At 70.6% G+C, this 13,934-nt stretch carries 13 protein-coding genes; 8 read left to right on the top strand and 5 right to left on the bottom strand.

Translation table 11 applies throughout. The features are described from left to right. The first annotated feature begins 307 nt into the window (after window positions 1–307). Window positions 308–478 carry a hypothetical protein gene (locus H9L41_RS19800; RefSeq protein WP_028444953.1) on the top strand — a complete coding sequence of 57 codons (171 nt, stop codon included), beginning with the start codon at window positions 308–310 and terminating at the stop codon, window positions 476–478. A gap of 43 nt (window positions 479–521) precedes the next feature. Here the strand turns inward: H9L41_RS19800 and H9L41_RS19795 are convergent, their stop codons facing one another. After that, the gene (locus H9L41_RS19795) at window positions 522–1,394 is read right to left on the bottom strand and encodes a GNAT family N-acetyltransferase (protein WP_028444954.1); all 873 of its coding nucleotides are present in this window, start codon (window positions 1,392–1,394) and stop codon (window positions 522–524) included. A 125-nt stretch (window positions 1,395–1,519) separates the two neighbouring features. Further along, window positions 1,520–2,104 (bottom strand): DUF2087 domain-containing protein, encoded by a 585-nt coding sequence (locus H9L41_RS19790; protein ID WP_028444955.1) that lies wholly within the window; start codon window positions 2,102–2,104, stop codon window positions 1,520–1,522. Between the two features lie 720 nt (window positions 2,105–2,824). Between H9L41_RS19790 and H9L41_RS19785 the strand changes: the two genes are divergently transcribed. Genes H9L41_RS19785 through H9L41_RS19770 form a run of 4 tightly spaced genes read left to right on the top strand, consistent with a single transcriptional unit; the run spans window position 2,825 to window position 7,395 of the window. Next, complete coding sequence (locus H9L41_RS19785) at window positions 2,825–4,150, top strand: TolC family protein (RefSeq protein WP_051318739.1); 1,326 nt, start codon at window positions 2,825–2,827, stop codon at window positions 4,148–4,150. Between the two features lie 28 nt (window positions 4,151–4,178). Then, window positions 4,179–5,474, top strand: a complete 1,296-nt coding sequence (locus H9L41_RS19780) for an efflux RND transporter periplasmic adaptor subunit (RefSeq protein ID WP_034606215.1) — start codon at window positions 4,179–4,181, stop codon at window positions 5,472–5,474. Then, window positions 5,474–6,178 (top strand): ABC transporter ATP-binding protein, encoded by a 705-nt coding sequence (locus H9L41_RS19775; RefSeq protein WP_028444956.1) that lies wholly within the window; start codon window positions 5,474–5,476, stop codon window positions 6,176–6,178. Before H9L41_RS19780 ends, H9L41_RS19775 begins: the two co-directional genes overlap by 1 nt. Then, window positions 6,175–7,395: an ABC transporter permease gene (locus H9L41_RS19770; protein WP_028444957.1), complete on the top strand. Its 1,221-nt coding sequence runs from the start codon at window positions 6,175–6,177 to the stop codon at window positions 7,393–7,395. Before H9L41_RS19775 ends, H9L41_RS19770 begins: the two co-directional genes overlap by 4 nt. A gap of 492 nt (window positions 7,396–7,887) precedes the next feature. On the opposite strand, the gene H9L41_RS19765 is transcribed toward H9L41_RS19770, so the two are convergent. Then, entirely contained in the window at window positions 7,888–8,823 is a 936-nt protein-coding gene (locus tag H9L41_RS19765) for a GGDEF domain-containing protein (protein ID WP_051318740.1), read from the bottom strand. Window positions 8,824–9,098: 275 nt separating this feature from the next. Next, entirely contained in the window at window positions 9,099–9,962 is an 864-nt protein-coding gene (locus H9L41_RS19760; protein WP_157461868.1) for a GGDEF domain-containing protein, read from the bottom strand. Between the two features lie 180 nt (window positions 9,963–10,142). Here H9L41_RS19760 and mpl point away from each other — a divergent pair, with 180 nt between their 5' ends. From mpl to H9L41_RS19745, 3 genes are all read left to right on the top strand, one after another. Beyond that, on the top strand, window positions 10,143–11,531 hold the full coding sequence (gene mpl / locus H9L41_RS19755) for a UDP-N-acetylmuramate:L-alanyl-gamma-D-glutamyl-meso-diaminopimelate ligase (protein WP_028444959.1): 1,389 nt from the start codon (window positions 10,143–10,145) through the stop codon (window positions 11,529–11,531). 170 nt (window positions 11,532–11,701) lie between these two features. Next, on the top strand, window positions 11,702–12,211 hold the full coding sequence (locus tag H9L41_RS19750; protein ID WP_051318741.1) for a Crp/Fnr family transcriptional regulator: 510 nt from the start codon (window positions 11,702–11,704) through the stop codon (window positions 12,209–12,211). A 34-nt stretch (window positions 12,212–12,245) separates the two neighbouring features. Then, window positions 12,246–12,722 carry a DUF4234 domain-containing protein gene (locus tag H9L41_RS19745; RefSeq protein WP_028444960.1) on the top strand — a complete coding sequence of 159 codons (477 nt, stop codon included), beginning with the start codon at window positions 12,246–12,248 and terminating at the stop codon, window positions 12,720–12,722. 71 nt (window positions 12,723–12,793) lie between these two features. Here the strand turns inward: H9L41_RS19745 and H9L41_RS19740 are convergent, their stop codons facing one another. Beyond that, window positions 12,794–13,876: an MBL fold metallo-hydrolase gene (locus H9L41_RS19740; RefSeq protein WP_034606221.1), complete on the bottom strand. Its 1,083-nt coding sequence runs from the start codon at window positions 13,874–13,876 to the stop codon at window positions 12,794–12,796. Window positions 13,877–13,934 lie beyond the last annotated feature (58 nt).

Genomic DNA, 13,934 nt, shown 5'->3' with positions numbered 1-13,934 from the left:
CGGGCGAGGGAGCGTCGATCGAGTGTCGACTGGGCGGTACGCCCCACCGCTTGCCGGCGAGCTTGCCACTGACGGTGAAAATTCCCATGCAGGAGCGGCTTCGGCCGCGAACCGCCGATGCGGCAGCGAACGTCCATTCGCGGCTAAAGCCGCGCCTGCACGCGCATCCACGCCTATCGAATCTTCCGCGCCGGCAAGTCTGTCCGGCCCGACTCCATCGGCGCGGCCGGGGCTCGCCGGAACGCCGACCCCAGCCGCCAGTCCCACCTGTTAACCGGCCCAGGCGCCGATCAACAGGAGACCCGCCATGTCCTTCCTCATCTATCTCGCCGGCCTCGCCATCTTCATCGGCGGCGTGGCCTGGGCCCTGGTCGTGGCCGGGGTATCGACCCAGTACACCATCATCGCCGCGCTGATCCTGCTCGGCCTCGGCATCGTGATCGGCGTGTCGCGCACCCGCGCCAAGGACACCAACTGAGGCGCCCGGACCGCGGCGCAGGCTGTCCGCCACGCCGCGGCCGTCAGCCGGCCAGCGCCAGCGCATAGGTGGTCCAGCGCGGCGCCACCTCGGCGAAGCCGAGCTTCCGGTGGAAGCGCAGCGAGGCCGCATTGCTGCCGGCCACCAGCGCGCGCAACGGCGGCAGGCCGCGGCTCGCCAGCGAGCGGTCGGCGATGCGGTAGAGCACGTCGGCCACGCCGCGGCCGCGCCAGCCCAGCCGCACGCCGACCGCGTCGACCTCGCCGCGCTCGATCAGCGAGAAGGCCTGGTAGTCGCCGGCCGCATCGGCCAGCACCCGGCCGGCCTGCCAGTCGGCGGTCGACCATTCCTCGCGCATCTGCGCCAGTTCCGGCACCGGCGCATTCGGCACGCCGCGGAAGCATTCGGCATAGCAGGCATGCAGCCGCGGCCAGTCGACCGCCGCGATCGGCACTTCGCGCAGGCCTTCCGGCAGATCGACCGATCCTTGCAGCGGCGCTGCCAGCCCGAACCAGACGAACTCGAACGCCACGCCGAAGCCGGCCGCCGCCAGCGCCGCGTGCTTGGCGGTCTCGGCCCGCCGCGCGGTGATGCGCAGCTCGCGCGCGCCGGCCGTCCGCGCCGCGTCTTTCACCACATCGATCAGCGCCGCTGCCGCGGCCTGGTCCGCCGCGTGCAGCGGCGAGCCGTAGGCGCAGCCGTCCTGCTCCACCCCGATCAGCACCCAGCCGACGCAACCGACCGGCTCGCCGCCGCGCCAGGCCACGCGCACCTGGGCGCCGTGGCCGCGTGCGGCGTCGCCCAGCTCGTCGGCCAGGCCGGGTTCGAGGTGAGGGGCCAGCAGCCGGTCGCGCAGCGCCTGCAGCGCAGGCGCCGTGGCCGGGTCGTAGGGGCGGATTTCCAGCTGATTCGGCATTGCATGCTCCGGCAGGAATGGGTCGAAGGGGCGAGGGGAATGAACGGCGGCACTGCGCGGGTACCGGCCGACGTCCTTCGGAGGTCGGTCGATGCCCCGCGGACCTCGACAGAAAGCCATCGGCGTCATGCTGCGGCCCTGCCCAGCGTGGTGCGCACCAGTTCCAGCAGCTCGGCCGGCAGCGGCTGTTCGAGCCGGCGGTAGACGCGGCCGTCGGGCGTGCGGGCCAGCAGCTTGTAGTTGACCAGCTCGCGCCGCAACAGCACGTGATCGCCGAAGCTCTCGCCCTGGCGGATGAAGTCGTTGACCTCGCGTTCGCTCAGGTCGCGCCGCGCCGGGATGCGGGCCCAGACGGTCCACAGCACCGGCAACTGTTCGGAGAACTTGCCGGGCCAGCGCAGCAGCCGGCCCTGGGCGTCGAAATGGCGCAGCAGCTTGCGGAGGTCGGCCTGGCCGCCCGGCGGCGGGTTCGCCGCGCGGCGGGCCGACGGATCGGGTTCGATCGGCGGCGTGGCGGCGGCGTCGAGCGCCGGCATGGCCTCGGCCTGCTCGCGGAAGTGCTGGAAGTTCTGGAAGCCGGCGCCGCGCGCCAGCATGTTGAGCATCTGCAGGTGGCCGGGCGGCTCGGGCTGTTCGGCCCATTGCTTGACCAGCGAGCGGGCCAGCGCGGAGATGTCGGGAGCGTGGAACGGAAAAACGGGACGAGACATGGTTCGAATCCTTGTCGTCGTGCCTGCCGCCCTTGCGGGCAAGCATGCCATGGTCGCCGTTGTGGCCTGGCACTCGGGTTTCGAGCCAAGCGTGCGGTGCGCGAGGCGCGCACCGGGGAGGTTGCCGGGCAGGTTTAGCGTGGTTCGGGACGAACCGGCGACGCCTGGGTGAACTGCCGACCGAGGGGACGCAGGATACAGCCGTGCGCGTGCAAATGTAAAACCGGGGGCTCTGGATTCGGCGGCTCCTGGCTACTTCGGCCTGTTGGAGAACCCGCGGTGTTTCATTGCAATTCCAGACTTTTGCCTGCATTTGCCGCAATTTACCGGGCGCGCTGCCGGCCCGTTCAGCCGATCTGCCGGACGACGGATACCTGGCCGGCGATGTCGGGCCCTACCGTGCCAGTCTCGAAGACGATCGCGATGGCCGGCGGCGGCGAGGTCTGGCTGAACCGGCGGCGACGCGGTCGCGCTGTCGCCGAGCATGGCGCGCGTGCGGCCGAGCGTGCCGGCGCTGTTCTGACCGGCGGCGGCGCGCGTCGGCCGAGTCCGGTGAACCACGCTGGCCGCGCAGGCTCACAAAAATGGAACGAGGCAAGGCCGCAGGCATTGTTACAGCTTGAAACACCCGCCCGGGCCGGCCCACACATTTGCCGAACATTTGCGCCCTAGATTGGAGCGCATCGAATCCGACCGGACCGCCCGCCGCCGACCATGCCCATGCCGCCCCGCCTGCGCCTCTTCCTTGCCGCCTTGCTGTTCGGCCCGCTCGCCGCCGCGGCGGCCGACTTGCCCCAGCCGTGCACCGATGCGCGGCCACCCAGCCCGCTGACGCTGGCCGCGGCGGTCGACTTCGCGCTGTGCCACCAGCCGCAGACGCGCCTGAGCTGGGCCAGCCTGCGCAGCGCCGAGGCCGGCGTCGACGCGGCCCAGGCGGCCTACCGGCCCGGCCTGGCGCTGTCGGCCTCGGCCAACCGCCCGCTCGGCGATGGCGCCGGCGGCAGCCAGCTCGGCGCCAGCGCGCGGCTCGGCTACACCCTGCTCGATTTCGGCCAGCGCGAGGCGCGGCGCGACCAGGCCCGTGCGCTGCTCGACGCGGCCCGCTCGGGCGCGCGCAGCACGCTGGCGCAGAACTGGCTCGCCACCGTCGACGCCTACCTGGCGCTGGCCACCGCCGAAGGCCAGCGCGACGCCGCCCGCCGCGCCGAGGAGGCCGCCGCGGCGGCGCTGGCGGCGGCCGACGCGCGGCTCAAGGTCGGCAGCGGCACGCCGCTCGACCAGTTGCAGGCCAGGTCGGCCCATGCCCAGGCGGTGCTCGACCAGATCCGTCTCGACGGCCAGATCGCCACCGCCCAGGCCGGCCTCGCGGTCGCGCTCGGCATCCGGCCGACCGAGCTGCCGCCGTTGGCGCCGCTGCCGCAGGCGCCGCTCGAACTGCCGATCGCGCGCGCCGACGTCGACGCGCTGCTCGATGCCGCCGCCCGCCAGCGCGGCGAGGTGGCCGGCGCCGAGGCCAGCCTGCGCGCCGCCGAGGCCGGCGTGGCGGCGGCCCGGGCGGCCGGCCGGCCGACGCTGGCGGTCAGCGCCTCGGCCAATCTGAGCAAGAACAGCGGCAGCCCGAGCAACCACAGCCAGGGCCTGGGCCTGTCGCTCGACATCCCGTTCGACCTCGACGGCAGCATCGGCGCCAGCCGCGCCCAGGCGGCGGCCCAGCGCGACAGCCGGGCGGCCGAACTCGACCGCGTGCGCCAGGGCGCCCAGAGCGACGCCTGGCAGGCCTGGCATGGCCTGGTCACCGCGCAGCAGGCCGCCCGCGCGGCCGAGGTGGCGGCCGACAGCGCACGCGCCGCCTACGACAACGCGCTGGGCCGCTACCGCGCCGGCCTGGGCGACGTGCTGGCGCTGCTCAACGCCCAGAGCGCCGCGGCGCGGGCCGAGCAGCAGCGCGTGGCGGCGCGCTACGACTGGCTCGACGCGCGCGCCCGCTTCGCCTGGGCGCTCGGCGGCGAACTGCCGGCCGACCCGGCCGGCCCGCTGCAGCCCTGATCCCCCGAATCCCATGAGCCTCGACCCCATGAAGCCCACCTCCCGACTGCGGCGCTACGCCATTCCCTTCGTCCTGCTGCTGGCCGCCGCGGCCGCGCTGGGCTGGTACCTGCGGCGCGATCCGGCGGCCGACGCCGAGCGCTACCGCACCGAACGCGTCGAGCGCGGCGCGCTGGTGCAGACCGTCAACGCCACCGGCACGCTGAACCCGGTGCGGGTGGTCAGCATCGGCACCCAGGTGTCGGGCACGGTGAAGAAGCTCTACGTCGACTTCAACAGCCCGGTGAAGGCCGGCCAGCTGCTGCTCGAGCTCGACACCGCCCAGCTCGACGCGCGGCTGGCGCAGAGCCGCGCCACGCTGGCCAGCAACCAGGCGCGGCTGACGCTGGCGCGGGCCAGTGCCGAGCGCATGCGTGCGCTGTCGGCGCAGAACTACGTGTCGCGCCAGGAACTGGACCAGGCCGAGGCCGACTTCGGCGCTGCCCGCGCCTCGGTGGCGCAGTCGGCCGCCCAGGTCGAGCAGGACCGCGTCAACGTGCAGAACGCCATCATCCGGTCGCCGGTCGACGGCGTGGTGATCGACCGCCAGGTCGACGAGGGCCAGACCGTGGCGGCCAGCCTGCAGACGCCGACCCTGGTCAAGATCGCGCGCGACCTGAGCCAGATGCAGATCAACGCCAGCGTGGCCGAGGCCGACCTCGGCCGGATCGGCGAGGGCATGCCGGCGCGCTTCAACGTCGATGCTTTTCCCGATTCGGCCTTCACCGGCCGGGTGCGGCAGATCCGGCTCAATCCGACCACCACCTCCAACGTGGTCACCTACGACGTGGTGGTCGACGTGGCCAACCCGGGCCAGCGCCTCCTGCCCGGCATGACCGCCTACGTCGATATCGAAGTCGGCCGCGTCGCCGACACGCTGCTGGTGCCGAGCGCCGCGCTGCGCTACCGGCCGTCCGACGCGCCCGAGGCCAAGGGCTGGAAGTCCGGCCAGAACGGCCAGCGCGGCGGCCGCGACGGGCAGGCCGGCGGCGAAGCGGCGGGCCGGCCGCGCAATGCCGGACAGGCGCAGGCGGGTGCGCCGGTCGGCGAACGGCCGCAGGGCCGGCCCGGCCGAGTCTGGGTGTTGCGCGAGGGCAAGCCGGCGATGGTGCCGGTGCGCACCGGCCTCAGCGATGGCCGCAATACCGCGGTGAGCAGCGACCAGCTCGAGCCGGGCGACCAGGTGATCGTCGGCGAGAAGATCGACGCCAAGGCGGCGCCGGCCGCCGCTGGCCGCGGCAGCAACCGCATGGGCCCGGGCGGCCCCGGCATGCGGGGGTTCTGATGGCGGACGCGGTGATCGAGGTGGCCGGTCTCGAAAAGACCTACCAGACGGCGGCCGGCCCGCTGCCGGTGCTGCACGGCATCGACTTCCGGCTCGAGGCCGGCGAGTTCGTCGCGGTGATGGGGCCGTCGGGCTCGGGCAAGTCGACCTTCATGAACATCCTCGGCTGCCTCGACCGGCCCAGCGCCGGCCGCTACCGGCTGGCCGGCCGCGACACCGGCGCGCTCGACCGCGACGCGCTGGCTGGCCTGCGCAACCATGCGATCGGCTTCGTGTTCCAGGGCTTCAACCTGCTGCCGCGGGCCAGCCTGGAGGACAACGTGGCGCTGCCGCTGGTCTACGCCGGCGTCGGCCGCGGCGAGCGGCTGGCGCGCGCCCGCGCGGTGCTCGACCAGGTCGGCCTGGCGCGCTACCACCAGACGTTGCCCAACCGCATCTCGGGCGGCCAGCAGCAGCGCGTGGCGATCGCCCGCGCGCTGGTCAACCGGCCCAGCCTGATCCTGGCCGACGAGCCGACCGGCAATCTCGACAGCAAGACCAGCGAGGACGTGATGGCGCTGTTCTGCCGGCTCAACGACGAAGGCGCCAGCATCGTGCTGGTGACCCACGAGCCCGATATCGCGCAGTACGCCAAGCGGCTGGTGCGCTTCCGCGACGGCCTGCTGGTCGAGGACGCGCCGGTGGCGCAGCGGAGCTGGCCATGAGCGCCGCGATGTTCCACGAGGCGCGCCAGGCGATGGGCGCCAACCGCATGCGCAGCGGCCTGACCATGCTGGGCATGGTGATCGGCGTGGCGGCGGTGGTGCTGATGATGGCGGTGGGGCAGGGCGCCCAGCAGGCGGTCAAGCGCAGCATCGATTCGATGGGCAGCCACCTGTTCATCGTGCTGGCCGGCTCGCAGCAGGCGGCCGGCGTGCGCACCGGCGGCGGCAACGCCACCAGCCTGACCAGCGACGATGCCCAGGCGATCCGCGAGCTGCCCGGCGTGGCCGCGGCGGCGCCGGTGATGCCGGTGATGCAGCAGCTGGTCTACGGTGGCCAGAACTGGAATTCGCAGATCACCGCCACCACGCCCGATTACCTCGACGCCCGCGACTGGCCGATCGAGGCCGGCGACGGCTTCGACTGGTCCGACCTGCAGTCGGGCCGCCGCGTCGCGCTGATCGGCCAGACGGTGGCCAGCAACCTGTTCGGCGAGGAGAACCCGGTCGGCAAGACGCTGCGCATCCGCGCCTCGCCGTTCACGGTGGTCGGCGTGCTGGCGGCCAAGGGCCAGAGCCTCGATGGCCGCGACCAGGACGACAGCGTGATCGTGCCGCTGACCGCGGCGCAGCGGAACCTGTCGGGCAGCCGTTTCCGCAACACGGTGCGGATGATCATGGTGCAGGCCGAATCCGATGCCGCGATGGCGACGGTCGAGGCCGGCATGGCCGACCTCTTGCGCCAGCGCCACCGGCTGCGCGAGGGCGCCGACGACGATTTCTACGTCAACAACCTGACCGCGGTGGCCAACTCGGCGGCTGAGGCCACCCGCACCATGTCGCTGCTGCTGGGCGCGATCGCCTCGGTGAGCCTCTTGGTCGGCGGCATCGGCATCATGAACATCATGCTGGTCAGCGTGACCGAGCGGACCCGCGAGATCGGCATCCGCATGGCGATCGGCGCGCGCGGCCGCGACGTGCTGATGCAGTTCCTGCTCGAGGCGCTGCTGTTGTCGCTGATCGGCGGCCTGGTCGGCCTCGCGCTCGGCGTCGGCGGCGCCTTCGCGGTGGCGGCGGCGATGGGGATGGAGGTGGCGGTGCAGTGGAGCGTGCCGCTGGCGGCCTTCGCCATCTCGGCCGCGACCGGGGTCGGCTTCGGGCTGTATCCGGCGTGGAAGGCGGCGCGGCTCGATCCGATCGAGGCTTTGCGCTACCAGTGAACCTTGCTGGCCTGCATGCATCCGTTCCGCTCGAATCTCTAGTGCAGCACCCGGCGGAGCCGGGTGTTCGAGGCCTGCATGTGCTCGACCAAGGTTCACTGCCTGATCTACCCCAACTCCCCCGCCCTCGCCGCCGCGAGGGAGCCTCGCTGGCGCTCGTTCGCTCTCCGTATCGCTTGCAGCTAGGCATGTCGCTGCGCTCATGCCGGTTGCCGGCGCTGTTGGTGGGTTTTGTAGGAGCGGCTTTAGCCGCGAATTGCTGGAGTGAGTGCGACCGCCATTCGCGGCTAAAGCCGCTCCTACAGGGTGACTGGCGGGCCGAGTCGCATTGATGGTTGAAATAGACGCTGACGAGCGTCAGCGAGGCTCCCTCGCGGCGGCGAGGCGGGGGGAGTTGGATTGAAACAGGGTCAGGCCGTTGGTGGAGTTCCTCACGAAGCATAAACGCCCGGCTTTGCCGGGCGCTGCGCTGACCATCGAGACCGGAAGCATTCAGTCCGCGAACACGGCCTGGTTCCGCCCGCCGTTCTTGGCCCGGTACATCGCCTCGTCGCTGCGCAGCAGCAACGCATTGCCGGTCTCGTCGAGCTTGAGCTGGGCCACGCCGGCCGAGAAGCGCACCTCGATCGGCTGGCCCTGGTGGAAGAACGGCGTGCGGGCGGTGGCCTTGCCCATGCGGTCGATCAGGTAGCGCGCGCCGTTGAGGTCGGTCTCGGGCAGCAGGATCAGGAATTCCTCGCCGCCGTAGCGCACCAGCGTGTCGCTCTCGCGGATCACCGCGCGGGTCAGGCTGGCGAAGTGCATCAGCACCTTGTCGCCGACCATGTGGCCGTAGCGGTCGTTCACCTGCTTGAAGCGGTCCAGGTCGAGCAGCGCCACCGACAGCGGCCGCACGGCGCGGCGCGAACGCTTCACCTCCTTGGCCAGCAGGTGGTCGAGGCCCTGGCGGTTCAGCGCGCCGGTCAGCGGGTCCTGCTCGAGGTTCTTGCGGTTGATGCTGAGGTCGGACTGGATCTTGTCGATCGAGGCCTTGAGTTCCTGCAGGTCCTGGTGCGAGGCGCTGACGGTCTGCTGCACCGAGCCGGTCGATTCGATCAGGCCGTCGAGCACCTTCTCCAGCGATTCCAGATCGAGCCCGCCGCGCAGCGCGTCGAGCGAATCGCTCATCGCCTGGCCGCCGCGCGACAGGTCGCCCAGCAGCGTCTCGGAGGTCTCGGCCATGTCGTCGAGCACGTCGGAGACGCGGAACAGCACCTGGTAGGCGCTCTTGAGTTCCTGGTCGGTCTTCTCGGTCGGCGACTTGATCGCGGCGATCGCGTTGTAGAACTTGACGTAGTTCTCGGGCGTCGGCGACAGGCCGAGTTCGGCCAGCCGCTTGAGCGTGATCCGGGCGATGTCCGAAGGAGTCAGCGTGGGCTTGGAGATCATCGTCGTTCCATCCTCGGTCATGAAGTGGCCTGGTGCCGCGCACCGGTCCGGATCACTTCTTCAATATATTCTATTTAGCTATCGTTATCATTCTCGGCCCATTTGCCGCGGGCGAACAGTGTGAAAAGTTGAAAGTCCGGTGAAAGCGATTTTTTCACGCCGGCCGGCACGGCTGCGGCGAACCGCTGCGCCGCCCGTGCGGATGCGGCCGGTTCGAGGCCGCCGCGAACGCAAAAGGCCGCCCATGGGCGGCCTCGTCGCGGCGGGGCGCAGGCTCAGTCGGCCAGGACCACCTGGTCGCGGCCGCTGTTCTTGGCGCGGTACATCGCCTCGTCGGCGCGGATCAGCATGGCGTGGCCGTTCTCCTCGGACTTGAGCTGGGCGGCGCCGGTCGAGAAGCGCACGTCGACGTGGTGGCTGTGATGGAAGAACGGCGTGCGGGCGTTCACCTGGCGCAGCCGGTCGATCAGGTAGCGGGCGCCGTTGATGTCGGTCTCGGGCAAGAGCAGCAGGAATTCCTCGCCGCCGTAGCGCACCAGGGTGTCGCTCTCGCGCAGCACCGCCTTGGTGATGCTGGAGAAGTGCATCAGCACCTTGTCGCCGACCAGGTGGCCGTGGCGGTCGTTGACCAGCTTGAATTCGTCGAGGTCGATGATGGCCACCGTGAGCGGATGCGCGGCGCGGCGCGCGCGCTTCACTTCCTTGGCCAGCACGTGTTCGAGGCCCTGGCGGTTCAGCGCGCCGGTCAGCGGGTCCTGCTCGAGCGTCTTGCGGTTGATGGCGAGGTCGGACTGGATCTTGTCCATCACCGCCTTGAGTTCCTGCAGGTCGCGCTGCGAGGCGCTGACGGTCTGCTGCACCGAGCCGGTCGATTCGATCAGGCTGCTCAGCACCGTTTCCATGGTGGCCTGGTCGACGCCCGAGCGCAGCGTGTCGAGCGAGTCAGTCATCACTTCGCCGCCGCGCACCAGGTCCTCGAGCAGGGCCTCGGAGGTCTCGGTCATGCCGTCGAGCACGTCGGACACACGGAACAGCACCTGGTAGGCGCTCTTCAACTCCTCCTCGGTCTTGTCGGTCGGCGACTTGATCGCGGCGATGGCGTTGTAGAATTTCGTGTAATTCTCGGGCGTGGGCGGCAAACCGAGCTCGGCAAGCCGCTTCAGCGCGATTCGGGCAATGTCCGACGGCGTCAACGTGGGCGAAGGCGTAGGGGGCATCGAGCACTCGATCGTTTATCGTCAACCACTTATCTTACCAGACCTGTCCAGCCCGCCGCAGCCGGCGGTGCAGCGCAGCGTCGCAGTCCAAAAGAATCCTTCATGCACATCCACATCCTCGGTATCTGCGGCACCTTCATGGGCGGCATCGCCCAGCTCGCGCGCGCGGCGGGCCATACGGTGACCGGCTGCGACGCCAACGTCTACCCGCCGATGAGCACCCAGCTCGAGGCGTCGGGCATCCAGCTCATTGAAGGCTACGACGCCGGCCAACTCAAGCTGGGCGCCGATATTTATGTCATCGGCAATGTCGTGTCGCGCGGCAATCCACTGATGGAAGCCATCATGGATGCGGGTTTGCCCTATGTATCGGGGCCGCAGTGGCTGGCCGAGCACGTGCTGCATGATGGAGATATCCACAGCTGGGTGCTGGCGGTGGCCGGCACCCACGGCAAGACCACCACCACCTCGATGCTGGCCTGGATCCTCGACTACGCCGGCCTCGCCCCGGGCTTCCTGGTCGGCGGCGTGCCGGAGAACTTCGGCATCTCGGCGCGGCTGCCGGGCGCGCCGAGGCAGGAGCCCGGCGGGCGCTCGCCGTTCTTCGTGATCGAGGCCGACGAGTACGACACCGCCTTCTTCGACAAGCGCTCCAAGTTCGTCCACTACCGGCCGCGCACCGCGATCCTCAACAACCTCGAATTCGACCATGCCGACATCTTCGCCGACCTGGCCGCCATCGAAACCCAGTTCCACCACCTGGTGCGCAGCGTGCCGGGCCAGGGCCTGATCGTCGCCAACGGCCGCGAGGCCAGTCTCGACCGCGTGCTGGCACGCGGCTGCTGGACGCCGGTCGAGCGCTTCGGCGGCACGGCCGGCTGGCAGATCGGCGAGCGTTACGACGACGGCTTCGAAGTGTTGCTCGACGGCGTATCGCAGGGCCGGCTGCGCTGGCCGTTGATGGGCGAGCACAACCAGCTCAACGCGCTGGCCACGCTGGCCGCGGCGCGCCACGTCGGCGTGCCGGCCGAGGTCGGCATCGCCGCGCTCGGCGAATTCCGCAACGTGAAGCGGCGCATGGAAGTGCGCGGCACGGCCGGCGGCGTCACGGTGTACGACGACTTCGCCCACCACCCGACCGCGATCGCCACCACGGTGGCCGGCCTGCGCGCCAAGGTCGGCGCCGGCGCGCGCATCCTGGCGGTGCTGGAGCCGCGCTCCAACACCATGAAGCTCGGCACCATGAAGGACGCGCTGCCGGGCAGCCTGGCCGACGCCGATCGGGTGTTCTGCTACGGCGCCAAGCTCGGCTGGGATCCGGCCGAGGCGCTGGCGCCGCTCGGCGCCCGCGCGCAGACCTTCGACGCGCTGGAGCCGCTGGTGCAGGCGGTGGCGGCGGCCGCGCAGCCGGGCGACCAGGTGCTGGTGATGAGCAACGGCGGCTTCGGTGGTGTACACCAGAAGCTGCTCGACGCCCTGGCAGGTCGCTGAGACGGCGGCCAAGCGTTCGATTCGGCGCTCCGCCCGGCTATGCCGGGCGCTTGGGCGACGATGAAGATCGACGAGCGGTCGCCGTTCTATTCCGCACCCCCGCCCTCGCCGACGCGAGATCCGGGCCTTTCAACAGCAGTCAGCTGCCCCAGGCGGCATGCGAGACCGACATGAACAACGAAGCCCTCGTCCACAAGATGATCCAGTCGGTCCGCCTGTTCGCCAGCTTCACCCAGGACGAGGCGCGGCATTTCCTGTCGGCCTGCCGCTTCGAGCAGCATGCCGCCGGCGAGCGCCTGCTGCGCGAGGGCGAGCCGGGCCGCGAGCTCTACGTGCTGCTGTCGGGCGAGGTGGCGGTGCGCCGCTTCGGCGGCGTGGCCGAGCACGAACTGGCGCGGCTGGGGCCGGGCGATACCTTCGGCGAGCTGGCGCTGATCGACTTCGGCGACCGCTCGGCCAGCGTGGTGGCGCTGACCGACGTGCGGGTGCTGGTGTTCGAGCGTGCCAGCCTGTTCCGCCTGCCGGCGCTGGAGACCAAGCTCTACCGCAACCTGGCCATCATGATGGCGCACCGGCTGCGCGAGACCGACGCGCGGCTGGCCGAGGCGGCCGAGCAGAACGCCGAGAACAGCGCGTTCGAGAAGCTGGCCAGCGAGACGCAGCGCTTCTTCGTCGGTTGATCCCGTCATCCGCCCCATTCCTCGAGCAGCGAACATGACCAATCCCTACGCGGCGACCGAAGCCGCCATCCACGACAAGCCGCGCGAACTGAAGTACTGCAGCGTCTGGCTTATGATCGGCCTGTCGGTCGTGACCCTGAGCCTGTACCTGTACTACTGGCTCTGGACCCGTTCGGCCGCGCTGGCCGAGATCGCGCCGGACGCGCGCATGGTCTTCCACCTGGCCCGGGCCATCGTGATCCTGCAGGTCGTCCTGGTGCTGGCCTACCTCCTGGCCAGCGTGGGCGTCCTGCCGGTGTCGCTCCAGCAGATCGACACCGTCGGCACGCTCGGCAACCTGCTGTGGCTCGGCTGGACGCTGGCCTTCCGCGGCGGCTTCAACCGGCTCACCCGGGCCGGATCGAGCGACCGGCTGTGGAACAACCTGTTCTTCGCGCTGGTGTTCAGCATGTTCTACCACCAGTACAAGGCCAACCAGTACCTGCGCAGCCGCGATCCCGCCACCGACTGAGCGGCCCCGGCCGCGAGGCCCGCGCACACTGCGGGCCCGCCGCGCGGCGCCTGCCCTTGCGCGCCGGCGGTTCAGCCCTGGCGCCACCATGCCTGCATCGCCGGCGGCTGGGCGATGGTCACCGCCTCGCCCATCTGCGGCGTGCTGATCGGCACGCCCTTGGCGGCCGCCAGCGCGGCGATCCGCTCGAACGGCTCGTACCAGTCGTGCAGCGCCAGGTCGAAGGTGCCGTTGTGGATCGGCAGCAGCCACTTGCCGCCCAGGTCGAGGTGGGCCTGCAGCGTTTCCTCCGGCTGCATGTGCACGTCGGGCCACTGGGCGTCGTAGGCGCCGGTCTCCATCAGCGTCAGGTCGAACGGGCCGAAGCGCTCGCCGATCGCCTTGAAGCCGTCGAAATAGCCGCTATCGCCGCTGAAGAACAGTTTGAGGTCGTCGGCCTCGATCACCCACGAAGCCCACAGCGTGCGGTTGCCGTCGCGCAGGCCGCGGCCGGAGAAATGCTGCGCCGGGGTGGCCGTCAGGCGCAGGCCGCCGACATGGGTCGATTGCCACCAGTCGAGCTGCTGCACCTTGGCCGGGTCCACGCCCCATTGCACCAGCCGGTCGCCGACTCCGAGCGGGGCGATGAAGTGCGCGGTCTTGCCGGCCAGCGCCTGGATCGCGGCGTAGTCGAGGTGGTCGTAATGGTCGTGCGACAGGATCACGCCCGTGATCGGCGGCAGTTCGGCGATGCCGATCGGCGGGGCGTGGAAGCGCTTGGGGCCGGCCCATTGCAGCGGCGAGGCGCGCTCGGAGAACACCGGGTCGGTCAGCCAGAAGCCGCCGTTCAGCTTGAGCAGCAGGGTCGAGTGGCCGAGCCGGAACAGCGTGCCGTCCGCGGCCGCCAGCAGTTGGGCGGGACTCAGCGCGTTCACCGGCACCGGCGCGGCCGGGCTGGCGTCGGCCGGCTTGTCGAACAGCATGCGCCACATCACAAGGGCGGTCTTGCCGACGCTCATCACCTCGAAGCGCTTCACGTTGCGGAACTTGCCTTCGCTGAACTGCGGCGAGCCGGCGTAGACGGGATCGATGGAAGAACGACTGGCGGTAAGGGTGGCGTAGGCCATGGCGGCGAGGGCTCCGGTCAGCAGGATGCGGCGTAGCGTGCGGTTCATGTCGGTCGTCCCGGCCAGCGGCATCGGTGGATAAAAATTACACTGCACAGTGTAGTTT

The organism is Chitinimonas koreensis (genome assembly GCF_014353015.1).
Taxonomy (GTDB): Bacteria; Pseudomonadota; Gammaproteobacteria; order Burkholderiales; family Chitinimonadaceae; genus Chitinimonas; species Chitinimonas koreensis.
This window is presented reverse-complemented; position numbering and strand designations above follow the sequence as displayed.